This is a genomic window from Brevibacillus sp. FSL K6-2834, assembly GCF_038592925.1.
Lineage (GTDB): Bacteria > Bacillota > Bacilli > Brevibacillales > Brevibacillaceae > Brevibacillus > Brevibacillus borstelensis.
Map to the genome: position 1 here is coordinate 4,011,169 of NZ_CP151945.1, position 22,118 is coordinate 4,033,286.

A 22,118-nucleotide genomic window follows, 5' to 3' on the forward strand; every position below is an offset into this window, starting at 1 on the left:
AAGATTCCTTGATTCGACAGGATTCTCCCCGTTTCGAGTCGAATAACATACACATTCATTTCCCGGAATTTCCACCGGTAAGAGGAGTGACATCCCATTGTCAGACCATGAACAATCATCGTCAGAAGAGCTGATTTTTGCTTTGGATATCGGAACCCGCAGCGTAGTAGGGCTGATCGTGGAACCCTGTGGAGAACAATTTCGCGTGATTGACTGCACCGTCCGCGAGCACGACGAACGCTCGATGCTGGACGGTCAAATACACGATGTGATCGCCGTTTCCAAAGTCATCGGAAAAATAAAAGAAGAGTTGGAAATAAAGCACGGGCCGCTCAAGCGGGTAGCTGTCGCTGCGGCGGGCCGCTCGCTTCGGACAAAGCGCGTGAGGATGGACATTCATCTGTCGCGTCACGCAGCCATTGCCCGTGACGATGTCCTGACATTGGAGTTTTCCGCCGTACAGGAGGCACAGGCACAGTTGGCCCAGGAGCTGAATGAACAGGACGTGACTCGCTATTACTGTGTCGGGTACAGCGTGGTCAATTACTTTCTGGATGGAGAATTGATCGGCAACCTGATCGACCAGCGCGGTGAAACAGCCAGTGCAGACGTGATTGCGACGTTTTTGCCACGTGTCGTCGTGGATTCTCTGCTGGCTGCCTTGAACCGCTGCGGACTGGACATGCAGGCGCTCACGCTGGAGCCGATCGCTGCCATCAACGTCCTCATCCCGGTCACGATGCGCAGGCTGAACATCGCGCTTGTCGACATCGGCGCCGGCACATCTGACGTCGCCTTGACCGAGGAGGGAGCGATTACCGCGTACGGGATGGTGCCCGTCGCCGGTGACGAAATTACCGATGCTCTCATGAACGCATTCCTGCTCGACTTCCCGATGGCCGAGGAAGTAAAGCGCGCCCTCACCGGCTCCGAGATGATTACGTTCACGGATATTCTCGGACTTGAACAGACGCTGCCGAGCGAAGAGATCGTAAAAGCAATCGACAAGGAGATCAACCATCTCGCCGGAAAAATCGCGATGAAGATCCTCGAGCTCAACGGCAAGCCTCCGCAAGCCGTGATGCTGATCGGCGGCGGCAGCCTGACACCCAAGCTGACGGAACGGGTCGCAGAGGCACTCGGGCTGCCGGCAGCGCGAGTCGCGGTCAGAGGAGCGGATGCCATCCGCCAATTTGTCGGCGAGCATCCGCTGCTGAACGGACCGGAATTCGTAACGCCAGTAGGGATTGCGGTCGCTGCACAGCGGCATCCGGTGAAGTACGTAACCGTCACCGTCAACGACAGTCCCATCCGCATCTTCGATCTGCGGAAAATGACCGTCGGTGACGCTTTGATCGCTGCCGGTCTGGATATTCGCCGTCTGCATGGCCGTCCGGGAATGGCGATCACCCTGACCGTCAACGGCCGGATGAAGATGATCCCCGGCGGGCATGGAACCGCTCCTGTCATCATGAAAAACGGAGAGGCTAGCGGTCTGGACGCACCGATCATGGAAGGCGACCGGATCGTGGCAGAGGCGGGATCAGACGGAGAAGACGCCAAGGCTCAAGTGATCGATTTGATGGACAAGCTGGATACGCTGGAGCTGACCGTAAACAGCCAGCCGCTTTCCTTGGGCCCAATCGCGCTGGTGAATGGCCAGCCCCATCCGCTAGACGCCGAGCTGGCTGACCGGAGCGAGGTTGTCATCCGTTTGCCGCGAACGGTAGAAGAGGTTTTGCGCGAATCCGGCATGCTTTCTGCGGCATCTGCCGACGCGGCCGCCGAAACCGTTCAATTCAGCGTAAACGGCCGTGAGTATTCCTTGTCATCCCGACAGACAGTCGTGGAGATAAACGGCAAGGCAGCTTCTCTCAGCGACTTTGTCAGACCTGGAGATGAGCTGATCTTCCGGGAGGAGCCGCTCGAGCTGCCGGCGATCCGCGACGTCATTCCGCCGGAGGAATGGGTGCAGGAGTCGATGACCGTCCACTTCAACGGGACTCCCGTATCGATCGCGCTTTCTTCCCTGTCGATTACGATGAATGGCCGCCCTGCCGAGCAGCACGAACGGGTAGAGGACGGTGCGATCATTACCGTAAAGGCGACACAGCCTGCCGCGCCCGTATTCAGCGATGTCTTCCGCTATGTTGACGTCTCGCTGGAAAAACCATCGACGGATGGCCTCACCAGGCTCGTCATGCTGATAAACGGAGAGCCCGCTTCTTTTCATAGCGAGCTGCAGGCGGGCGACAAACTGGAATTGTACTGGGAATAGCTTTTGAGAGAAACGTTTGACCGAATAGAAAAACGGGCTGGCGCCATATGCCAACCCGTTTTTGGTTTACCCGTTAATCGCTTCGGCTATCGCAGCTTTGGTGATTTTCCAGTGCGATGTGTGCCATTTGACCTGGCCGTCCTCCAGCAGAAAAATCTGCGGGGACTCGTGCGTAATCGCGAAACGCTCGGCAACGGCATTGGATACGGGACGATCCTCCCGCACGAGAATAACCGCTGACGGCACGTCCTGTTCACGCAAAAATGCTTGAAATTCCTCGTAGGCAGTCGTGCTGATCGGGCAGACCGTACTATGCTTGAACAGCAGGCGCTTGCCTGTTTCCGACACAAACTGGTCCAATTCCTCCAGGGAATGAAGCTGATTTACTGACATTGGCGTATCGCTCCTCTCATCACTCCTATGTGGTTCATAGTATACGGAAAAGAAATGCGGAAGTCCATGCTTCCGGTGCACCCGCCAGCCCACAATCGCGATGCATTCTTTCCGTATCGAAAAGCATTCTTTCCGCATTTTGAAGCGATAACAAAAAGAGCCGTCCTAGCAAACAGGACAACTCTCCACAGTCAAATCATGATTTTGGTCAAACGCTGCCGGAGCTCTCGCATCCACTCCTGATCCCCAAGCGATTGCGCAAGCAAAAACAGGTCCAACAGTTCATTTACCCGCTCTTCCAAAGCCTGCCGAACCGTAGCATCCTCTTCTTGGTTCGCAATCAATACCAGCAAATGAGAGAGTTCTGACACGTCTTCAAATTCGATGTTCTGCCGCTCCGGATACTGGCCCAGGTTCTCCATCAATTCTTTCAGGTCTTCCTTGACTACGTCGACGACCTGGGAATGGGAGCAGTGATCATTCTGACAGACTTGCACCGGTACATTCAAGATTTTGACCCTTTTCCGGTACACGACATTTCGCAGCATGATCTCCATGTCTCTCCCACAGCGGCTGCATTTCTTGTGCATGTGTTCACCTCTATCCTGCCTTATGTATGCTCCCTTACGTATTCGATTTAACAGGGTTCAATCCTGCTAAAACAGGGGTGGTACATGGTGGATAGAGTGGCAGACACAAGCAAAAGCGATGCCCCTGTAAGAGACATCGCTTTTGCCCGATCAGGGGCTGATGCTCCCGGATCTTCGATGAAACCTGTTGTTGCCGCCATTTCGCCATGCCCTTCTGCGAGCATGGTCCCCCCGGCTAAACCTTTCCCCCTTTTTTCTTAGCGGCAGCGGGAAAAGTTACCTGGATTACTCAAGCGTAAATGGCGTTCACTTTTTCGCAATGGGGACAGACTGCGACTTTTCCGGAGCGTCCTGCTTCATCTTCGACCCGGTACCCGGTAATCTTTTCGGAAAAACAGAACAGACACTCCGTATTAAAATCCATATCGTATTGCGCTTTCCACACAATCGATTTGAAGTCTTCTCCCACGTTGATCAAAACGGGTTCCAAAAAATAATGGTCCATGCCGGACAAGGCTTTGCGCATGACAAATGCCATCCTTTCGTTTCGCGTCGTACTTTCGTATCCTCTAGCTTTTCCATGTTTTCAGAATAATATACTTCGGAAAAATGGGCGTTTGCCCTTGTTACGGCATTGTGCGAAAACCCATATGTTATGGATGTAAGCACTGACGCTTAACAAACAAAGGAGGATGTTTAATGAGTAGCATCTTTAACGGCAACCTTGACGACTTCACTCTGGTGTTGATCCTGTTTATCCTGTTGGTAATTGTCGGCTGCTCTTGTGACAATTAATCAGCACTAGTGGAACATAAGGGCCAATGATTGCATATATATTAGGACCGGATCCTGAATAGCGCGTTTCATACGCATGCTGCCCTGTCGACGGGTAGCTTTTTTCTTTTCTTCACGAGTTAGAAAAAAATTTTTTATCGCTTGCATAGCGGTTTCTGGCAAAGCCAGATTTTCTCATGTTACAATACTGTATGAACGCTACTGAAAGCGAGGTACACTCACCCATGAAAGATCCCCGTTTGGAAAAGCTGGCCAATGTTCTGGTCAATTACTCGACCCGCGTACAAAGCGGTGAAAACGTTCTCATCTATGCCGTCGGTTCTGTTTCCGAACTGACTCGCGCCGTCATCAGGGAAGTGTATGCAGCAGGAGGCAATCCTTTCGTACAGCTGATCGATCCTACGATTCAGCGTGAACTGCTTCTTCACACCAATGAAAAGCAACTGGAAATCATGCGCGAGGCTGACGTGTCCTTCATGAAGAAGATGGACGTCTACATCGGCATTCGCGGCGGCGACAACATCAATGAATACGCTGATGTTCCCGGCGACAAGATCCAGTTGAGTTCCAGACTGCACACGCGCCCGGTACTGGATGTGCGTGTTCCTGAAACAAAATGGGTCGTCCTCCGCTACCCGAACGCTTCGATGGCCCAGTTGGCCAACATGAGCACGGCAGCCTTTGAAGATTTCTATTTCGATGTCTGCACGCTGGATTACGGAAAAATGGATAAGGCGATGGACAGCCTCGTCGAACTGATGGAGAAAACCGACAAGGTCCGCATCGTAGGTCCTGGCACCGATCTGAGCTTTTCCATCAAAGGCATTCCTGCGATCAAATGCGCCGGGGAAGCCAATATTCCGGACGGGGAAGTGTTTACCGCACCTGTTCGCGACTCTGTCAACGGCGTCATCTCCTACAATACGCCGTCTCCTTACCAAGGCTTTACATACGACAATATCAAGCTGACCTTCAAGGATGGCAAAATCGTCGAAGCGACCGCCAACGATACGAAAAAGATCAACGAAGTATTCGACACAGACGAGGGCGCCCGTTTCATCGGGGAATTTGCCATTGGCGTCAATCCTTATATCCAAAATCCGATGAAGGACATCCTGTTTGACGAAAAAATCGACGGCAGCTTCCACTTTACGCCGGGTCAAGCCTATGACGAAGCGTTTAACGGCAACAAGTCCTCCATTCACTGGGATCTGGTCTGCATCCAACGCCCTGAGTGGGGTGGCGGTGAAATCTGGTTTGATGACCGCCTGATTCGCAAGGACGGCCGTTTTGTCGTACCTGAGCTGGAGTGCCTCAATCCGGAAAACCTGAAATAAAACACGAAAAAGCGAAAGGCGTCTATACGGCCCTTTCGCTTTTTTTATTTGTTCTGAGCACGCATCATTGGGGGTCCTTCACTTGGGTTCCTGGCTTTTAAGCCATGTACGCATGCTCCTTTTTCAATAGAGCCGGCATTTTTTCTTCCAGGAAAGAAATCGTCATTTCCAGGTGATGAATCGTATATTCCCAACAAAACTTTTGATAATCGTCAAAAGTGTCCTGCAATTTCGCGTACGAGTCCCGGCTTTGCTTCAGCATGTTATGCTGAAGCTCCAGACAGCTCTCCATCAGCTCTTTCTGCTCTGCCTCGGTGCGGCTGTTTCCGAAGAAAATTTTTACCAGCATATCGGAACGAAGAACGGGCGGCAAAATTGCAGACTGAATCTCCTGGTTGAATGTCGCCTTGCCCGCTTCTGTAATCCGGTACAAAATCTTGTTCGGCTTGCCCGATTGAATGATTTCCTGCTTGGTCACATAGCCCTCTTCCTCCAGCTTGCGCAGAGCCGGATAGATCGCGCCGAAGCTGGCATCGTAGAAAAAGCCGATGCTGCTTGAAAAAGCCTGCTTTATGTCATAGCCGCTCATTTCACCATAATTCAGAAAACCGAGTATGATTGTTTTTACGTCCATCTCTCTACATCCTCCAATACCCTAAGCATCTCCATGTTTCCGCCGCGAAATCGTCAATTCTGGAAACGGAAGGTTTCCGTATATTGCGAAATCGCTTGTATTGTTCGAAATATTCTTTACCCAATTATAAGTGTTCCTTTATAAATATACCAATGCTAATTCTTTATTATATCAATTAAAAATATTGATATATCCCACTGATTATATTTGGGCGTCCCATACCTCCGCACTCGCCATAAGATGATACATACCTATCTGCTTTAGGGGGAGAGAGACGTGAAAAGTAAAAAGTGGAACAACTATGCCAGAGCCAAATACCCCGCGAGCAACAGTTTGCACCCCTTCAACTTCTTCGTTCCCATTATCGAACGGGTAAGGGACGGCGTTGTTTCCATCGTCACAGAAGATAATCATCAGACCAACAACGTAGAAGACCTGATTCGCAGTCTGGTCTCCGATGATCCGCCCTTTGCTTCCGAGCGGAGTTACGGTTCCGGCTTTCTCTTTCATCCCAAAGGGTATATCCTGACCAGCGAACACGTCATCGGAAAATCGCGTACCATCCTTGTCAAACTATACAATGGGCGTGTCTTTGAGGCGAAGCGGGTACTGGCTGATCGCGTCCGCGATTATGCTGTTATCAAGATTGATGCGGATTGCAAGCTGCATCCATTGCGGCTCGGTGACTCTTCGGAGACAAAAGTAGGTGAATGGGTCATCAGCATTGGTTCACCGCCTGTTGCTATAGCGGCAAACCGTCATGGGGGGTCTCCACCGCTTCGTTCCGGGTTTGGCTCCCGCCTCTTCAAGCCCCCGTTTTTCGACCGCCTTTCGTCTGCACCTGTCCGGAGTTGATCAGATGAAGCGCAAAGGAGACGGGGCGGGCGATCGCTTCTTCATACGTGCGCGTATCCCCCATCTGCCTGAAGATTTCCCGGCCCGGCTTGGGGTTTACTTCGATCAGCCAGACTCTTCCGGCTACATCCACCCCTACGTCCAGACCAAACTCCATCATCCGCCCAAATTTTCCCTCCAGGACAGACGCTATCTCGTGGGCCATCCGGTGGCACTCCTGCTGGATAAGCTTTGTCCGCTCCGGACCGAACCGCTTGCCCACGAACGACTGGAATGAAATGGCCTTCCCCCCTCCGTGCAGATTGGAAATGGAGCTGCCCGTCTCCCCGAGGCGTACTCCAGAGCCAGTCACCTCCCACTCTCCAGCGCTGTTTTTTTGGATCAAAAGGCGTACATCAGCGACGCGGCCCGGCACCAGCGAAAGATCGAGCCCCTGCTGCACGAGAAAGTTCCCGTCTCGAATCCGCTGCTCCCGCACCCACTTTTGAATCCAGCTCTCCACGCCATCCCTGGTCGCAAAGCTAGCCTTCCGTCTTTGCAGCCGGCGATCTCTCCCCTGAATGAGGAAGTGTTTCCCTGCCTGCGAGATCTTGACGATGCTGCGTCCCCCTGTCCCATTGCCCGGTTTTACATAGACGATCGGATAGCGGTCCAGCATCGCCTTTACTTTTCCTTTCGCGTACACGTACGTCTCGGGAATCCATCTTTTGACCCGATCGTCTTTGGCCAAAAGCTCAGTCACCCTCCATTTCTTTCCAAACGGACTGTTGGCAAACTGAAACACCCCGCCATGACGCAGCCTCATGTACGCGTCTTCCCTTTTTCGGTACCGGTCAATGACGACCTCTGGCCACGGAAACAGGCGGCTTTCCCACCCGCCTCCCTTTGCCGGAACGAATCCCCTGATCTTTTTCTCAGCCGTATTCACATCCTGATGGGAAAACAGGAACGTCTCTGCCCCCATTCGCTTTCCTGCCGTCACCAGCCTTCGCAAGTATCCCGGCTCGCCAAACCGTTTCCCTTCTCTCCACGTAAGAATACCGATTACCGGTTTTTTTGACATCAAGACCCACCCTCCGTCTATGTTCTCGAATAGTCTATGTTGAAATGAAAAAAGTGGAGACCCATGGGCTGGAAACGGGCCATCGCCCTTTTTATCGCCAGCGCTTGCATAAGTCCGGACACTCTGGACAAAACAATATAGGCACCAGGTCTCATTGTGTTACTTACTTTATTCAAGTTGATATGCTACAATAAAGAGGAAAACAAGATGTACCACAGAGGTGACACCATCGTGGGTCAAGAATTTGGGAATGAACAGACGTGCCCCAAATACGAAGGAGCTATCAATATTCTCGGTAAGAGATGGACCGGTTTGATTATCAACGTGCTGTTGCGCGGGGCTGTCCGATTCAAGGATATCCGGGAAATGGTTCCGCACATGAGCGATAAAATGCTTTCCGAGCGATTGAAGGAATTGGAGGAGCAGGGCATTCTGGAACGCAAAGTGTATCCGGAAATACCCGTCCGTATCGAGTACGAGCTGACCGACAAGGGGAAGGATCTTCGGCCAGTGATCGACTCCATTCACGAATGGGGGCAAAAGTGGATGTAGCCTCCCCAACAGATCCCTCTCGCCTGCTGCGTTTTCGTCACGAATCGCAGCGGGCTTTTTATTTTCCCCGGCAAAAACTTTCAGCTGTCCAGGCATAGGAAACCCGGCCTGCTTGTAAACTCTAGCAATCCGTTATCCGGGAGGTTGATGCCATGAGGACAGCTGTGTACATTCGCGTCAGTACGGAAGAACAGGCTTCCGACGGGTTTTCCATGGCTGCTCAGAAAGAACGGCTGACTGCCTACATCAGCTCGCAGGGCTGGACGCTTTCCAACATCTATGCTGACGAGGGCTTCAGCGCCAAGGATACGAAAAGGCCGGCCCTGCAGCGAATGCTCGGCGACATTCGTTCCGGAAGCATCGATGTCGTCCTGGTCTACCGGCTGGATCGGCTCACCCGGTCTGTTCTCGACTTGTACCGGTTGCTTCAGGATTTTGAGAAATACGGTGTCCGCTTTAAAAGCTGTACAGAGGTGTACGATACGACAACAGCCATCGGCAGACTGTTTATCACACTGGTAGCCGCCCTGGCCCAGTGGGAGCGGGAAAACCTCGGAGAGCGGGTCAAATTGGGCATGGAGCAAATGGCGCGGGAACGAAAACGCCCGGGCGGTCCTCCTCCCTACGGCTACATGCTGCATCACCATCAGCTCATACCCCATCCCGAGGAAGCCAAAGTGGTCAGCCGCATGTATCAGCAATACCTTTCCGGTTATACGCCTGGCCAGATTGCAGAGAAAGCCAATCGGGACGGACATTTGGGCAAGCATGGCGGAAAATGGAGCGGCAGCACGGTGACTCGCCTGCTGCGCAATCCGGTGTACTACGGAGCGCTTCGCTGGAACTACGCGGAAGCTGGCGGACAGCAGAACAAGCGGGACGAATGGATTCTGGTTGAAGACGCCCATCCGGCGATTGTCGATCGGGAAACGTTCCTCAAGGTACAGGAACGGATGGGGCTGCGGCAGAGAACGCATCCGAGAGTCCTTTCCTCTCCGTTTGTTTTTTCCGGCTTGTTATACTGTGCCCGCTGCAAAGCCGAGATGCGCGGGAAAACAGCAGATATCCGCAAAGGCGGCGGAAAGCGGTATCGTCACATCTATTACCTGTGCAAAAACAGAGCCAACGGCATTTGTCAGGCGCCTGCACTCCGGGAAGACCGGCTGGAGGACGAGGTGCTTGGGCAGCTTTCTTCTGCACAAGAGGAAATGGGCTCGGTCTTTCGCCGCATCGTTCAGGAGAGGTGCAGGTCCTCTACAGCGGCTGCCGATGATCGCAAGCAGCTTACCAAAAAACGGCAGCGCTGGATGAAAGCGTATGAGGCAGGCGTGATTACGCTGGAGGAGCTCGCAGCAAGGCAGCAGGACTTGAGGCGGTTGGAGCAGGAGATGTCTTCGGGTGGAAATGAGGCTTTCTTTGCTCCCGGAGCAATCGACTGGCGGCAATGGACAGATTGGAAATGGATATGGCAGCAGGCTGCGCGTGAAGAACGCCGGCATTTGGCCCTGCTGTTGTTGGAGCGAGTGGAGGCAGAGGCTTGGACGACCCAAGGAAAAAAGAAGCAGCGTACGGTGAAAGTGCGGGCCATTTTTTACCGGTAACGGCAAAGATGTTTGCTCCTACAGGAACAGACGGTTCACCGCTCGGTTTGGAAAACTCCGTCACAGCGGGCATCATCAGTGCAAAAAATCGCCGTCTCCATGTCGCCAAACGAATGTATGACGAAATTTTCCAGACCGATGCCGCCATCAATCCCGGCAACAGTGGAGGTCCCTTGATCAATCTGAATGGAGAAGTCGTAGGGCTAAACGCGTTTATCATCCAGTCCAGCCAATGCCTTGGATTTGCCATCGGAATCGATGCATTGAAACAGCAGTTGGATCAATTTGTGTTTTAGAGGAAAGGTCCCGCCAAGTCCCCGGCTCCGTTCCGTCGGAGCCCTCGGCCTGGCGGAGCCAATTTCAAAGCAAAACCCCGTCACTGGGACGGGGCCTGTTTTTCAAAAGCGATCAGGTAGACATCTGTGCCTTCTTTGGTGATCTCTTCTTCCGCTGCTCGCAGATGCTGAAGCTGCTGCTCGGACAGTTTGGCAATCGGCAATTCGTCAAGCTTGTTTTGCTTCACCTTTCATTCCCCCGTTTGGTGTACATATCAGTCTGTAGTCTTTCCACAGCGGGGGGTATGTATTTATGCTCCCTGAACCAAAGCCTTCGCGATCGCCGAGCAGGAACGTTTGCAAAAGAGAATCGGCAGCTCCCTGTCCTTTGCCTGACTTTTTACGGTCTTGGCCAGATTGTGGTTGACGAAATCCGTCAGCACCAAAATCATGTGAATGCCAGTAGGGATTTTTACGCCGGTCTGGGAGTTTTTCCGCCCCGTCACATGATGAATATTGGTAAAACCCTGCTCCTCCAAAAAGTCTACAATATTTCCGAGGCGGTCTCCGCCAATGACGAGAATAGATGACATGTTTTTTCCTCCTAACCTGGTTTATCGACTTTTGTTGTGTATATCTATGGCTTTCATTTCTAATTGATAATGAATATCACTCTTATTGATAAATATTATCATTCCCATTTAGCTTTGACAATACTCTCCATGATAAGTTTTTCAGACTGACACAAACTAGGAGATACATGCAGATAAAGGTTGCCCGGTTTATTTTTCCAACGTTATAATGAAACAAATCACCTGCAAGGAGGTGGCGTCGGGTGCAAGAAATGTCACAACTGCACGCCATATTTTCTCGAACCAGGGGCTATATCGACCGCTTTGCGGAGATTATCCAGCCCATTATCGATGCTGCACAGGACGAGCATACGCGACTCTACTACCACCACATCCTGGAGGAAGAAGAACAGCGCCTCGGCCGTTTGCAGGAGCTGATTCCCTACATAGGCTCGCTCGACGAGGCAAAAAAAGCGGAACAGCTCAGCGACCGCGAACTGTCCCGCCTTTTATCCGACATCAATCTCGAACGGTTCGGCTTGCACAATTTTCGCGAGCATCTGGAGCTATCTTTGTATGAGTTCAAAGACGAGGAAACCCGCCAGCTCCTAAACAGCATGCGCGAATCCACCCAGGAGGACTACCTCCGCGTAAAGGAAATCATGGCAGCGCTAAGCGAGCGTTTCTCGGATGTGCACCGGCCTGATCTGACCGATCATGACGAGGGATACGATATCCACCAGGTGGATCATCTGAAAGCCTCCTCTTCTCCGGCAGTTGCCAATACCGGCAAGACTGCTGCCGCCCCAGCAGCCAAAACAGGCAGAAAGGGCCTGACTGTAGGCAGCTTAAAAGGCATGTTTTAAACTTTGCTTGCAGATTCCGGCAGGTAAACAGAAACGATTTGGAGGTATGTGGAATGGACAAGCTCCGCAAATATCCCGATTCCCCTTTGACTCACGATGAATGGAAGCAACTGGATGAAACCGTTGTTGATATGGCGCGACGCCAGCTGGTTGGCCGCCGCTTTCTCGATATTTACGGCCCGCTCGGTGAGGGCATTCAGACGATTACCAACGATATTTACGACGAGTCCCGCTTTGGCGGATTGAACCTGCGCGGCGAATCGCTGGAAATGACCCAGCCCAGCAAACGGGTCAGCCTGACCATTCCCATCCTGTACAAAGACTTCATGCTGTACTGGCGGGATGTGGCCCAAGCCCGGACATTGGGTATGCCGCTGGATATGAGTGCCGCTGCGAATGCGGCAGCCGGCTGCGCTCTCATGGAGGATGACCTGATCTTCAACGGCTCCCCGGGTCTGGACCTGCCGGGCTTGATGAATGTGAAGGGGCGTCTCACCCACTTGAAGAGCGACTGGATGGAGTCGGGCAATGCCTTTGCCGACATCGTGGAAGCGCGCAACAAGCTGTTGAAGATGGGACACAGCGGTCCATACGCATTGGTCGTCTCCCCTGAGCTGTACTCGCTTCTGCACCGCGTACACAAGGGAACGAATGTACTGGAAATCGAGCACGTCCGCAATCTGGTCACCGACGGCGTCTTCCAATCCCCGACCATCAAGGGCCGATCCGGCGTCCTGGTCGCAACCGGCCGTCACAACCTTGACCTGGCTATTGCGGAAGACTTCGATACGTCCTTCCTCGGAGACGAGCAAATGAACAGCCTGTTCCGCGTCTATGAGTGTGTCGTGCTCCGCATCAAGCGGCCGAGTGCGATCTGCACGTTGGAGGAAACAGAAGAATAATAACCGAGGCTGCAAAAAACAGGGTGCCCCCGTCGTCAAAGACTTCGGGACACCCTGTTTTATTCGATCCACGTATTCATTTATCGCTAGTGAGCGACTAGCTGGCTGTACTCCGCAAACGCTTTGCCCAAGCGGTTGATCGCCAGTTCGGTATGTTCCCGATCCAGCAGCGTATAGTTGAGGCGCATCGTATTCGTTTGAGGCTGGTCCGCGTAGAACGGGATACCGGGAACAAACGCGACGCCTTCCTTGACAGCCTGCGCCAGCAGCTTCTCGGAGTGTACATGCTCCGGCAGCTCTACCCAGAGGAACATTCCGCCTCTCGGTTTATTCCACTTCATGCCGCTGGTTTGACGACAGAGCAGCTCGTGCATCCACTCCATCCGCTCTTTGTACGAGTCGCGGATTTTTTGAATATGGCTTTCCAAATCAAACCGGGACAGCAGCTCATACAGAGCAAATTGGTCGATTGTGCTGGACTGCAAGTCGATTGCCTGCTTGGCTTTTACCATCATCTGAATCACCTGGCTGTCTCCAATCGCCCACCCCGTTCGAAGACCCGGAGCGACGATTTTGGAGAAGGTGCTGGTGTAGACGACAGCCGATCCGTCCGGATGCTCATCGAGAGAAAAAATGCTGCGATAAGGCGCCTTGCCGTCGAACTGGATTTCCCCGTACGGATCGTCTTCCAGAATCAAAATGTTGTTTTCCCGGCATTGTTTCAGCAGTCCCAAGCGTTTTTCCAGACTCCAAACCTTTCCTGTCGGGTTTGCAAACGTCGGAATGACATAGGCCATCTTCGGGCGATATTGTGCGATTTTTCTGGCAAGGTCCTCCATATCCATGCCTTCCGCATCTCCATCCACCGGAATAGCTCGAATGCCGCGAAATTGGAACAGTTGCACGGCCGCGAGATACGTTGGATTTTCTACCAGCACGACGTCGCCTTCGTCCAGATAGACACGGCAGAGCAAGTCGACGGCCTGCTGGGAGCCGGTAGTGATCAGCATGTTTTCTACGCCAACATTCATATGCTTTTGTTTCATGCGGGACGAAACCCATTCCCGAAGCGGAATGTACCCGTCAGTCAAGCCGTATTGCAGCGATTTTGCTCCGTGATCCAGAGCGCGATTGAAGGCTTCTCTCATTTCTTCGATTGGAAAAGAATCCTCTGCCGGCAGGCCGCCTGCCAAAGACAATACTTGATTGCCCTGTGTCAGCTTCAGGATTTCGCGCACGGCCGAGGAGCTGAGTGCGCTGGTTGCTTTGGAAAATGAATATTCCATGTTCGGTTCCCCCTAGATTTCGCTTATACCTGTTTTATCACTGCGGCCGTCATAAGTCCAATCTCACAAATCTATCGGCGGAATAGGTTTTAGCTATGTCGAGCGATGGCTCGGTCGAAATCGTCGGATTATACTCGCGACTACTTTGGTTGGGGGTATCGATGCTTGTGCAGATGTTTCCTGCTTTTCTTTTGGTGGTAAACCGGGCTGTAGAGGTAAGAAACAGGAGAAAAAGCAAAAGTACGGTGGGACGGGTTTTTGTAGGCAAATTCGAGCCCGTCTGGATAATCGAGTTGAAGGGCTTGGGAAAACTGGAGAGCTTCCCTTACTGGAATCTGTATGACGAAAACGGCAAGCGTTTCGACGTTCGGACCGATTTTGCCAAGACGTATATGGAGAATTCAGACAAGGGAGTCGTATTGGTCCAAACCCTGATTGTCAAAGGAATGGAGCAGCCTCCGCAAAAGCTGAAGCTCGCTTTGCAAACCATCGAAACACGGTACATAGACTTGAACTGGCAACCTCCGATCCCGCCCAGTCCATAAAGCTGGCCTGGGGTATCACCTGATTCCATCAAGCCATCATAAAGGCCCTGAGCGATCATAGCTCCGGGCCTTTTGCTTGGGAAGCCATGCTTTATGTTGCAAGTATGGCTTCCGCTATACACGAAAAATAAGGCTGTCTTTCTTGAAAAGATTGCCGTCATTATGTTTTGGCATCCGTGAGTATCATTTCGAATCAAGCCTGCTTTATCCGTGAGTATCCTGCTTGATTCAGCCTGTTGTGCCACCCCGAATCGCAGGAGAAGCCTGTTTCCAGGCTTCTCCCCACCGCGGCCCCTGGACAAGGAGCAAGATAACCCGAAGCCCGCCAACAAGCTTACCGAGCAAACAGCCCCAGCTTCTCAATCCTTCGCACTGCCTCCGCCAGCCTTTCTTCGCTGGAAAGAAGCGCCGCGCGCACATACCCCTCGCCCGTCGGTCCAAAACCGACGCCAGGCGCAACCACCACATGAGCCTTTTCCAGCAGCAAATCGGAAAACTCGACCGATGTAAACCCTTCGGGAACAGGCAGCCAGCTGAAAAACGAGCCCTCTGAAGGCTTGGCCTGCCAACCGATCCGGTGGAGCTCGGCGAACAGCACATCCCGCCTGCTTTGGTAGACGGAGACGAGATCATGTACGCATTGCTGCGAGCCGGTCATCGCTTTTGCCGCCGCCATCTGCACAGCGCCGAAGAGACTGACAAAGTAATGGTCCTGAATCAAATTGACCAGCCGTACGAGCTCCTTGTTTCCGACCATAGCCCCGACGCGCCAGCCGGCCATGTTGTACGTTTTCGACAGGGTGTAAAACTCCACTCCTACTTCTTTTGCCCCCGGCACCTGCATGAAGCTGACCGGCTTTTTGCCGTCAAAGCTGATCGCACCATAGGCGAAATCATGGCAGACGACGATCTCGTGCTTGCGGGCAAAGCGGATGGTCTCTTCAAAAAATTCCACCGGAGCGTTGACCGCCGTCGGATTGTTCGGGTAATTGAGGAACATCAGCTTGGCTTTTTCCAAATCTTCCGGCTTCAACTGGCCGTAATCCGGAAGAAACGCGTTTTCAGCCTTGAGCGGCATCATGACCATGCGGCCGTCAGCTACAGCCACGCCGGACCAGTAATCCGGATAACCTGGATCGGGCACCAAAGCGACGTCCCCGGGGTTCAGCAGCACCTGACAAATCTCAACCAGACCTGTCTTGCTGCCAAACAGGATGGCTACCTCTTCCTCCGCGTCCAGCTCCACGCCGAACTCTTCCTTGTACCAGTGGGCGACGGCCTGCTTCAGCTCCAGCCTGCCGCTGAACGGCGGGTATTTGTGATGGACAGGGCGCTTGGCCTGCTCGCTCAGCTCTTCCACGATATGCTGCGGTGTCGGGAGATCGGGATTGCCCTGTCCAAGATTGATAATGTCATGTCCGGCCGCGATGGCCTTGTTTGTTTTCGCTACCAGCGTGGCAAAAAACTGCGTCGGCAGTCGGTCCACCATGGCAGATGGTTGGATGCGCATTGGCTTTCTATCCTTTCTTTCGCAAAAATAATCCAGACATCGAAGCAGGCATGCAAAAAGCCCCTTTTCCTGAACAGAAAAAGGGGCGGATCGTGCGTCTCCACGTTCTTATCTGTCAGGATCGCTCCTGCTGGAATTGGCACAGCATCTGCAGAATATCCTGCAAGATCCGCTGCCGGGCTTCATCGGGCCAGTCCCTCCACCTCTCTGGATAAGTTAACAGCAACCTATTTACTTTGAATGTCTACTATACTACTTGAGCAGGTTGGGAGTGTCAATACAATATCCCGAACCATGGCCCGGGCTGCTTTGCTGTTGCTGGCCCGGCAGCCTGCAGGGCCTCGTTAGACAGCCTGGCAGTCCTCAACTGTCAGCCTGGCGGTCCTCAACTGACAAACTGAGGAGCCTCACTGACAGGCTGAGGGGCCTCGACTGACAGCCTGAGCGGCCTCGGCTGAAAGCCTGCTGGTCTTCGCCTGACAGCTACGAGTATCCGTCCAAGCATTGCTTGTCATGACCCGAGCTTCTCCGGAGCAGGCAGAGCTGCCTTCATCTCAGGACGCTTTACAAAGGACGTGTACACGGTAAAGCAAGCGACAGCGACCAAAGCCAAAGCAGCCATGAAGTAGACCATCCCATTTGCTCCGAGCGCTTCAAAGATCACGGCGCCCATCAGCGGGCCGACCATGCGTCCTCCTGAGCCTACGCCCCCGATGAGGCCTTGAATGAACCCTTCACGTCCCGGTGGAGACAACTCGGCAGCGATGGTCGGGACGGCAGGCCACACCAGCATTTCACCCAGTGTAATGACAAACATGGCCACGAAAAAACCGGCGTACACCGTCGTCTGGGACAAGATCAGCATGGAGAGCGAAAAGACGTAGGCGCCTAACAGCAACTGCGCTTTCAGCGTACGGGCGAAGTGCCTGATCACCCAGGAGATAAACGGCTGCCCGAACAGGATCAAAGCACCATTCAGCGTCCACAGCAGGCTGTACTCCCTGAGCGTGATGCCCAGCGACTGCATATACGCCGACAGCACAGTCGTCCACTGCGAGTAAATAATCCAGCAGACCAACAACCCTGCCGACAACAGACCGAGCGCTAGCCATGCCATCGGGCGACCGGCAGCTTGAGCGGCATCCGTCGCCATTGCCGCCGCGGCCCCTTTTGATCCGCCGGCCTTCTCCGCCAATCCCGCGGCAGGCAGCTGTGCCCCCTCACCTTCCTCTGTGTGCTTCGCCGACGCTGCCACGAGCCGGCCTTCTTTTTCCTGACCGCGCTCAAGATCGACCGTGCGGCTCAAAAAGATAAAGAGAAACAGAACTGCCAGCTGCAGCGCCGCATTTCCAAAGAAAGTCCAGGCAAAGGAAATGCTCGCCAGCATTCCCGCCGAGGCGGAACCGATCGCTACCCCGATATTGAGTGCCACATAAACCGTATTCAAGCCCTTGCGGCCGCCGTCAGGCCACAAGAGGCCGATCAGGGCATTGAGCACAGGAAACATGATGCCGGAGAAAAATCCGTTCAAAAGCAGCAAGACCGTATACGTATGAAAGCTGGTTGTGAAGCCCAGTGCCACAGCTACGGCTACCGCTCCCGCTGTCGCGGCGTATACTGTGCGCATTTTCCCCCAGCGGTCAAAGAGAACCCCGCCTGTCAGACTGCCGATCAGGTACGCTCCCTGATTCAGCATCAAAAGAACACCCGCTACGGTGAGCGGCTTCCCGAGAAAATCGTGGATGTAGATCGTCACCAGCGGCCAGATACAGGCCATGCCCGTAGAATGAATAACGGCAGCAACGGCCAGAAGCCGGATGCTGCGCGGATAGGAATTCCATAGTCGACTCATCTGATGTTTACGCCTCGCTCCGATAAAAATCTCCGCTTTTCCCGCCGGTTTTGCTCTGGAGATACGTCGGCCCGATTACCATTTCCTTGTCCATGGCCTTGCACATGTCATAAACGGTGAGCGCGGCTGCGCTTGCGGCTGTCAGTGCCTCCATCTCCACGCCGGTCTTGCCGGTCGTTTTGACGGTTGCCTCGATATCCAATGTCGCTTTGTCCGCATACGAAAAGCGGATGTCAATGCCCGTCAGCGGCAGCGGATGACACATCGGGATGATCTCCCACGTCTTTTTCGCAGCCATTACTCCGGCTACCTGTGCGACAGCCAATACATCCCCCTTGGCAATCTGCCCCTCGCGAATGCGCAGCAGCGTTTCCGGCTTCATCGCGATTTTGCTGACAGCCACCGCTACCCGCTTGGTTACCTCTTTTTCGGAGACGTCCACCATTTTGGCCCGTTGTTGATCGTTAAAATGCGTTAATTCGTCGTTCATTTCTTCCTCCCATTTGCTTTCCGCCTGGGAATGCCCTTCTTTTTCGATAATCTAACCTTACATTCAGCACTGTAGAAAATCAATCGGGAATCTGCAAGAAGTCGCTCTCTGATTTGGCAGTTAGGCGCAATTATGTTATCGTCACAAGTAGAGAGAAGCTTTTCCTTCCTATAAATAACCCTTGGGAAACGAGGAGTGCTACATGCAAATATCTGTCCTTTTATTTGCCGGTTTGGCCGAGCTGGCCGGCGAGCGAACGATACAACTGACACTGCCGGAGGGAGCAACCGTACAGGACCTGCTGCAAGCCGCATCCAGCCAATACCCTGCGCTGTCCTCCCTGCTCGGCAGCTGCTTTATCTCCGTCAATCAAGAGTATGCCAAGCCGGATACGGCCATCCGGGCCGGAGACGAAATCGCCATATTGCCACCTGTGAGCGGCGGTCAGGACCCTCGTTTTGCCATCACGACCGAACCGCTGAGCGCTGACAAACTGGTCAAGCTCGTGTCCAATCCGCATGCCGGCGCTGTCCTCGCTTTTGTCGGAACCGTCCGGGAGTTCACGCACGGCCAGCGTACCGTATTGCTTGCCTATGAAGCCTACGAGCCAATGGCAGTGGAAAAAATGAAGCAGATCGCGTCCGAGGTTGAAGAGCGGTGGCCGGGTACGAAGCTGGCGATGCATCACCGGATCGGCGAGCTTGCCATCGAGGAGATCGCGGTGGTCGCTGCCGTAGCGACGCCGCATCGAAAAGCGGCTTTCGAGGCTGGCGAATACGCGATCGAGCGGTTGAAGCAGATCGTACCGATCTGGAAGAAGGAAATCTGGGAGGACGGCAGCGAGTGGAAGGGCCATCAGCAAGGACCTTGGAACCCGACAGCGCTTCCGGATGACGTGGAAAGGAGCTAACCTACCGTGAATACGCGTTATTCCCGTCAAATCCTGTTTCCTCCTATCGGCCGCGCGGGACAAGAGCGGCTGTCGCAAAGCCGTGTAGCGATTGTCGGCATGGGAGCGCTGGGTACGGTGTCCGCCAATCACATGGTTCGCGCAGGCGTCGGTTTTGTCCGGCTCATCGACCGCGATTTTGTGGAACCGAGCAACCTCCAGCGGCAAATGCTCTACGACGAGGACGATGCCCGGCAGCATTTGCCCAAGGCCATCGCAGCCCACGCCAAGCTGACGCGGATCAATTCCGAAGTCGCGATCGAGCCTGTCGTGGCTGACCTGACCGCCTACAATGCGGAGTCTCTGCTCGCCGATGTCGATCTCGTGCTGGATGCCACCGACAACTTCCAGGTGCGCTATCTCGTAAACGACGTCTGTGTCAAACACGGCATTCCCTGGGTGTACGGCGGAGCGGTCAGCGCGACCGGCACGTTTGCCTCCATTCGCCCGGGCGTGACGCCTTGCCTGCGGTGTCTCTTTCCGGAGCCGCCCAATCCGGGTGAAATGGCGACCTGCGATACGGCCGGGGTAATTGGCCCGATCATTCACATCGTGGCCTCTTATCAGGCGACAGAAGCGCTCAAAATCCTGGTCGGGGACACCGATGCGCTAAACCCCAATCTGGAGCATTTCGACTTGTGGAACAATCGCCACCACCAGATCAAGGTGGCGAACGGGCGTCGCGATGACTGTCCGACATGCGGCCAGCGGCAGTTCTCCTTTTTGCAGCCGGATTCGCAAGAGGGCCAAGCCGTCTCCCTGTGCGGCCGGGATACGGTGCAAATCTCCCCTGCCGGCAATATGTCGCTTGATCTGGATGTGGTCGCTGAACGGCTTTCCCCGCTGGGCCAGGTGGAACGCAACAAGTTTCTCCTGCGCTTCCACGTAGACCCGCACACGCTGGTCGTCTTTCCAGACGGGCGGGTGCTCGTGCAAGGAACGGATGACGTCAGTCTGGCCCGCACTCTCCATGCCAGGTATATCGGAGCTTGAGCGCACGGCGAGCATTGCAAAAAGTCCCCTTCTTTTTAAGGAAGAGAGGGGACTTTCTTGTCCTCCGCGAATGTGATGATAAAGGTTGTTCCTTCGCCTGGCCGGCTCTGTACGGCAATCTTTCCCTGATGCAAATCGACAATCTTTTTTACGATGGAAAGTCCAAGTCCGCTGCCCCCAACGGCCCGATTCCGCGATCTGTCCGCCTTGAAAAACCGCTCGAATATCCGCTCCTGATCCTCCCTTGAAATGCCGATGCCGGTATCGGAAACCTGCACGACCACCTCCCCCCCTACTCTGTGGGCACGGACGCTGATCGAACCGCCCTGGGGAGTAAATTTGATGCTGTTGCCGAGCAGGTTGGTCCAAACCTGGCTCATCATGTCCTCGTCCGCGACGAGCTCCACTTTTTCCAGCTCTGCGTCCAGCTCGATGCCTTTCTCCAGCCACTGCGGCTCACATGCCAGGATGATGCTCCGAAGCTGGTCGTCGAGACGGTAGCGCTTCCGCTCCATCGGATGCTGCCTCGCTTCCAGCGATGTGAGCTTCAGCAGATTGTCGCTCAGCTTTGACAGGCGCTTGCTTTCCGTTTCAATAATATCCAGATAATGGAGCTGTTCCTCGCGGGTGAGATGCTCGCTTCGCAAGGCGCGGGCGAAGCCGCTGATCGAGGTCAGCGGAGATTGGATTTCGTGAGAGACGTTGGAGATGAACTCCTGGCGCATCTGCTCCATTTCGTTCAGCTGCTCCGCCATATGGTTGATGTTCTCGACGAGCTGCCCCCACTGGTGCTCCATTTTGATATCGAGCTTGACGCTGAAATCCCCTTTGGCGATCCGTTTCAATGCGTCGATCAGCAGTTGGAAAAGCTCCACATGCCGCGGCCTGACAAGCCGTGAAAGAAGAAACATAGAGCAAAAAAAGATGAGAAAGCCCAAAAAGGAGTTGACCAGTCCCCTGACAAACTCGGAAGGCTCGATCCCGATTTTCGGGTACAGGCCTTGCGTAATCCAATACGCAGCAGACCAGCAAAGATTGATGTAGATGACAAAGCCGATGACGCCAAGGACTCTGAGCCATATCACCTTCCTGTGCGGATGAACTCTCATGGCCTGATCTCCAGTCGGTACCCGAGCCCCCGAACGGTTCGAATCTGAAAGCCGCACTCCGACTCGGGAAAGCGTTCCCGCAGTCGGTTGATGTGCACATCGACGGTTCGCTCATTGCCCTCGAAGTCAAAGCCCCAAATCTGCTCGATCAGCTGCTCGCGGGAGATGGTCTGCCCCGGATAGCTGGCCAGCTTGAACAGCAGCTCGAACTCTTTGGGAGGAATCGTCAGCTTTTGGCCGCCCATCCCGATTTCAAATGTCTTCCGGTTCAATTGCAGCGAACCGGCCTGTACCGTGTGCGAGGCTGCGATCCGGTACCGCTTTAACAGCGCCTTGACGCGAACAACGAGCTCCGCCGGTTCGAACGGCTTGACGAGGTAGTCGTCCGTTCCCAGCTCGAAGCCTTTGATTTTTTGCGCAGTCTCTCCCTTGGCTGTCAGCATGAGCAGCGGGATGTCGTAATGCTTCCTGAGCTCGCGGCATAGCTCCCATCCATCCATACGGGGCATCATGATGTCGAGGATAACCAGATCCGCCTGGTCCGTCTCCATGATAGCCAAGGCTTCCTGACCGTCGGCTGCCTCCAGGATATCGAAGCCTTCGTTTTGCAAAAAGACCCTGACCAGTTCGCGAATATGCGGATCGTCATCGACAACCAGCAGTTTGGCCAT

Annotated in this window: 25 protein-coding genes and 1 riboswitch; of the genes, 12 read left to right on the forward strand and 13 right to left on the reverse strand. The window is 53.9% G+C overall.

Annotated elements, in window-relative coordinates; translation table 11 throughout:
- Positions 1–97 precede the first annotated feature (97 nt).
- Positions 98–2,278 (forward strand): cell division protein FtsA, encoded by a 2,181-nt coding sequence (locus NST96_RS19910; protein ID WP_338463347.1) that lies wholly within the window; start codon positions 98–100, stop codon positions 2,276–2,278.
- A 66-nt stretch (positions 2,279–2,344) separates the two neighbouring features.
- Here NST96_RS19910 and ytxJ read toward each other — a convergent pair whose 3' ends face one another.
- From ytxJ to NST96_RS19925, 3 genes are all read right to left on the reverse strand, one after another.
- Positions 2,345–2,671, reverse strand: a complete 327-nt coding sequence (gene ytxJ / locus NST96_RS19915; RefSeq protein WP_003389166.1) for a bacillithiol system redox-active protein YtxJ — start codon at positions 2,669–2,671, stop codon at positions 2,345–2,347.
- A 191-nt stretch (positions 2,672–2,862) separates the two neighbouring features.
- Positions 2,863–3,261 carry a hypothetical protein gene (locus NST96_RS19920; protein WP_024982868.1) on the reverse strand — a complete coding sequence of 133 codons (399 nt, stop codon included), beginning with the start codon at positions 3,259–3,261 and terminating at the stop codon, positions 2,863–2,865.
- A gap of 289 nt (positions 3,262–3,550) precedes the next feature.
- Positions 3,551–3,787, reverse strand: coding sequence for a hypothetical protein (locus NST96_RS19925; protein ID WP_003389164.1), 237 nt, complete (start codon positions 3,785–3,787; stop codon positions 3,551–3,553).
- Positions 3,788–3,960: 173 nt separating this feature from the next.
- On the opposite strand from NST96_RS19925, the gene NST96_RS19930 reads away from it, so the two are divergent.
- Positions 3,961–4,056 (forward strand): YjcZ family sporulation protein, encoded by a 96-nt coding sequence (locus NST96_RS19930; RefSeq protein ID WP_024982869.1) that lies wholly within the window; start codon positions 3,961–3,963, stop codon positions 4,054–4,056.
- A gap of 224 nt (positions 4,057–4,280) precedes the next feature.
- Positions 4,281–5,393, forward strand: coding sequence for an aminopeptidase (locus NST96_RS19935; protein ID WP_003389162.1), 1,113 nt, complete (start codon positions 4,281–4,283; stop codon positions 5,391–5,393).
- A gap of 97 nt (positions 5,394–5,490) precedes the next feature.
- Here NST96_RS19935 and NST96_RS19940 read toward each other — a convergent pair whose 3' ends face one another.
- Entirely contained in the window at positions 5,491–6,027 is a 537-nt protein-coding gene (locus NST96_RS19940) for a PadR family transcriptional regulator (RefSeq protein ID WP_003389161.1), read from the reverse strand.
- Positions 6,028–6,303: 276 nt separating this feature from the next.
- Between NST96_RS19940 and NST96_RS19945 the strand changes: the two genes are divergently transcribed.
- Positions 6,304–6,882, forward strand: a complete 579-nt coding sequence (locus NST96_RS19945) for a trypsin-like peptidase domain-containing protein (protein WP_003389160.1) — start codon at positions 6,304–6,306, stop codon at positions 6,880–6,882.
- Here the strand turns inward: NST96_RS19945 and NST96_RS19950 are convergent.
- Entirely contained in the window at positions 6,833–7,945 is a 1,113-nt protein-coding gene (locus tag NST96_RS19950) for a YheC/YheD family protein (protein ID WP_024982870.1), read from the reverse strand. The genes NST96_RS19945 and NST96_RS19950 overlap by 50 nt on opposite strands.
- A gap of 231 nt (positions 7,946–8,176) precedes the next feature.
- On the opposite strand from NST96_RS19950, the gene NST96_RS19955 reads away from it, so the two are divergent.
- From NST96_RS19955 to NST96_RS19965, 3 genes are all read left to right on the forward strand, one after another.
- A complete protein-coding gene (locus NST96_RS19955; RefSeq protein ID WP_024982871.1) occupies positions 8,177–8,497 on the forward strand; it encodes a helix-turn-helix domain-containing protein in 321 nt (106 codons plus the stop codon).
- A gap of 152 nt (positions 8,498–8,649) precedes the next feature.
- Positions 8,650–10,098 (forward strand): recombinase family protein, encoded by a 1,449-nt coding sequence (locus NST96_RS19960; RefSeq protein ID WP_171506898.1) that lies wholly within the window; start codon positions 8,650–8,652, stop codon positions 10,096–10,098.
- Entirely contained in the window at positions 10,035–10,394 is a 360-nt protein-coding gene (locus NST96_RS19965; protein WP_269320786.1) for a trypsin-like peptidase domain-containing protein, read from the forward strand. The genes NST96_RS19960 and NST96_RS19965 overlap by 64 nt, the downstream gene beginning before the upstream one ends.
- Before the next feature lie 80 nt (positions 10,395–10,474).
- Here the strand turns inward: NST96_RS19965 and NST96_RS19970 are convergent, their stop codons facing one another.
- Both NST96_RS19970 and NST96_RS19975 read right to left on the reverse strand, forming a co-directional pair.
- Positions 10,475–10,621 carry a hypothetical protein gene (locus tag NST96_RS19970; protein WP_003389155.1) on the reverse strand — a complete coding sequence of 49 codons (147 nt, stop codon included), beginning with the start codon at positions 10,619–10,621 and terminating at the stop codon, positions 10,475–10,477.
- 63 nt (positions 10,622–10,684) lie between these two features.
- The gene (locus tag NST96_RS19975; protein WP_003389154.1) at positions 10,685–10,966 is read right to left on the reverse strand and encodes a DUF2325 domain-containing protein; all 282 of its coding nucleotides are present in this window, start codon (positions 10,964–10,966) and stop codon (positions 10,685–10,687) included.
- Between the two features lie 251 nt (positions 10,967–11,217).
- On the opposite strand from NST96_RS19975, the gene NST96_RS19980 reads away from it, so the two are divergent.
- Both NST96_RS19980 and NST96_RS19985 read left to right on the forward strand, forming a co-directional pair.
- Positions 11,218–11,811, forward strand: coding sequence for an IMEF encapsulin system ferritin-like cargo protein (locus NST96_RS19980; protein WP_194247035.1), 594 nt, complete (start codon positions 11,218–11,220; stop codon positions 11,809–11,811).
- Positions 11,812–11,864: 53 nt separating this feature from the next.
- Entirely contained in the window at positions 11,865–12,713 is an 849-nt protein-coding gene (locus tag NST96_RS19985) for a family 1 encapsulin nanocompartment shell protein (protein ID WP_003389152.1), read from the forward strand.
- Between the two features lie 86 nt (positions 12,714–12,799).
- Here NST96_RS19985 and NST96_RS19990 read toward each other — a convergent pair whose 3' ends face one another.
- A complete protein-coding gene (locus NST96_RS19990; RefSeq protein WP_342404332.1) occupies positions 12,800–13,999 on the reverse strand; it encodes a PLP-dependent aminotransferase family protein in 1,200 nt (399 codons plus the stop codon).
- Between the two features lie 161 nt (positions 14,000–14,160).
- Between NST96_RS19990 and NST96_RS19995 the strand changes: the two genes are divergently transcribed.
- Positions 14,161–14,544 carry a hypothetical protein gene (locus NST96_RS19995; protein ID WP_003389149.1) on the forward strand — a complete coding sequence of 128 codons (384 nt, stop codon included), beginning with the start codon at positions 14,161–14,163 and terminating at the stop codon, positions 14,542–14,544.
- A gap of 334 nt (positions 14,545–14,878) precedes the next feature.
- On the opposite strand, the gene NST96_RS20000 is transcribed toward NST96_RS19995, so the two are convergent.
- The 3 genes from NST96_RS20000 to moaC form a co-directional block, all read right to left on the reverse strand.
- On the reverse strand, positions 14,879–16,054 hold the full coding sequence (locus NST96_RS20000) for a pyridoxal phosphate-dependent aminotransferase (RefSeq protein ID WP_003389147.1): 1,176 nt from the start codon (positions 16,052–16,054) through the stop codon (positions 14,879–14,881).
- A gap of 105 nt (positions 16,055–16,159) precedes the next feature.
- Positions 16,160–16,272, reverse strand: a riboswitch (SAM riboswitch).
- A gap of 293 nt (positions 16,273–16,565) precedes the next feature.
- The gene (locus NST96_RS20005) at positions 16,566–17,906 is read right to left on the reverse strand and encodes an MFS transporter (protein WP_003389145.1); all 1,341 of its coding nucleotides are present in this window, start codon (positions 17,904–17,906) and stop codon (positions 16,566–16,568) included.
- 7 nt (positions 17,907–17,913) lie between these two features.
- Positions 17,914–18,396 (reverse strand): cyclic pyranopterin monophosphate synthase MoaC, encoded by a 483-nt coding sequence (gene moaC / locus NST96_RS20010; RefSeq protein WP_243014245.1) that lies wholly within the window; start codon positions 18,394–18,396, stop codon positions 17,914–17,916.
- Between the two features lie 202 nt (positions 18,397–18,598).
- Here moaC and moaD point away from each other — a divergent pair, with 202 nt between their 5' ends.
- The gene (gene moaD, locus NST96_RS20015; RefSeq protein ID WP_003389141.1) at positions 18,599–19,306 is read left to right on the forward strand and encodes a molybdopterin converting factor subunit 1; all 708 of its coding nucleotides are present in this window, start codon (positions 18,599–18,601) and stop codon (positions 19,304–19,306) included.
- A 6-nt stretch (positions 19,307–19,312) separates the two neighbouring features.
- The gene (locus tag NST96_RS20020) at positions 19,313–20,338 is read left to right on the forward strand and encodes a ThiF family adenylyltransferase (protein WP_024982875.1); all 1,026 of its coding nucleotides are present in this window, start codon (positions 19,313–19,315) and stop codon (positions 20,336–20,338) included.
- 35 nt (positions 20,339–20,373) lie between these two features.
- Here NST96_RS20020 and NST96_RS20025 read toward each other — a convergent pair whose 3' ends face one another.
- Entirely contained in the window at positions 20,374–21,447 is a 1,074-nt protein-coding gene (locus tag NST96_RS20025; RefSeq protein WP_172920709.1) for a HAMP domain-containing sensor histidine kinase, read from the reverse strand.
- Positions 21,444–22,118 (reverse strand): response regulator transcription factor, encoded by a 675-nt coding sequence (locus tag NST96_RS20030; RefSeq protein WP_024982877.1) that lies wholly within the window; start codon positions 22,116–22,118, stop codon positions 21,444–21,446. Before NST96_RS20030 ends, NST96_RS20025 begins: the two co-directional genes overlap by 4 nt.

Excerpts from the sequence above, each read along its gene's own strand:
- NST96_RS19935 (WP_003389162.1), top strand. The coding sequence starts at position 4,281 with ATGAAAGATCCCCGTTTGGAAAAGCTGGCCAATGTTCTGGTCAATTAC.
- moaC (WP_243014245.1), bottom strand. The coding sequence starts at position 18,396 with ATGAACGACGAATTAACGCATTTTAACGATCAACAACGGGCCAAAATG.
- NST96_RS20005 (WP_003389145.1), bottom strand. The coding sequence starts at position 17,906 with ATGAGTCGACTATGGAATTCCTATCCGCGCAGCATCCGGCTTCTGGCC.
- NST96_RS19990 (WP_342404332.1), bottom strand. The coding sequence starts at position 13,999 with ATGGAATATTCATTTTCCAAAGCAACCAGCGCACTCAGCTCCTCGGCC.
- NST96_RS19995 (WP_003389149.1), top strand. The coding sequence starts at position 14,161 with ATGCTTGTGCAGATGTTTCCTGCTTTTCTTTTGGTGGTAAACCGGGCT.
- NST96_RS19950 (WP_024982870.1), bottom strand. The coding sequence starts at position 7,945 with ATGTCAAAAAAACCGGTAATCGGTATTCTTACGTGGAGAGAAGGGAAA.
- NST96_RS19980 (WP_194247035.1), top strand. The coding sequence starts at position 11,218 with ATGTCACAACTGCACGCCATATTTTCTCGAACCAGGGGCTATATCGAC.
- NST96_RS19925 (WP_003389164.1), bottom strand. The coding sequence starts at position 3,787 with ATGCGCAAAGCCTTGTCCGGCATGGACCATTATTTTTTGGAACCCGTT.
- ytxJ (WP_003389166.1), bottom strand. The coding sequence starts at position 2,671 with ATGTCAGTAAATCAGCTTCATTCCCTGGAGGAATTGGACCAGTTTGTG.
- moaD (WP_003389141.1), top strand. The coding sequence starts at position 18,599 with ATGCAAATATCTGTCCTTTTATTTGCCGGTTTGGCCGAGCTGGCCGGC.
- NST96_RS19930 (WP_024982869.1), top strand. The coding sequence starts at position 3,961 with ATGAGTAGCATCTTTAACGGCAACCTTGACGACTTCACTCTGGTGTTG.
- NST96_RS20025 (WP_172920709.1), bottom strand. The coding sequence starts at position 21,447 with ATGAGAGTTCATCCGCACAGGAAGGTGATATGGCTCAGAGTCCTTGGC.
- NST96_RS19975 (WP_003389154.1), bottom strand. The coding sequence starts at position 10,966 with ATGTCATCTATTCTCGTCATTGGCGGAGACCGCCTCGGAAATATTGTA.
- NST96_RS20000 (WP_003389147.1), bottom strand. The coding sequence starts at position 16,054 with ATGCGCATCCAACCATCTGCCATGGTGGACCGACTGCCGACGCAGTTT.
- NST96_RS19960 (WP_171506898.1), top strand. The coding sequence starts at position 8,650 with ATGAGGACAGCTGTGTACATTCGCGTCAGTACGGAAGAACAGGCTTCC.
- NST96_RS19940 (WP_003389161.1), bottom strand. The coding sequence starts at position 6,027 with ATGGACGTAAAAACAATCATACTCGGTTTTCTGAATTATGGTGAAATG.
- NST96_RS19920 (WP_024982868.1), bottom strand. The coding sequence starts at position 3,261 with ATGCACAAGAAATGCAGCCGCTGTGGGAGAGACATGGAGATCATGCTG.
- NST96_RS19985 (WP_003389152.1), top strand. The coding sequence starts at position 11,865 with ATGGACAAGCTCCGCAAATATCCCGATTCCCCTTTGACTCACGATGAA.
- NST96_RS20030 (WP_024982877.1), bottom strand. The coding sequence starts at position 22,118 with ATGGCCAAACTGCTGGTTGTCGATGACGATCCGCATATTCGCGAACTG.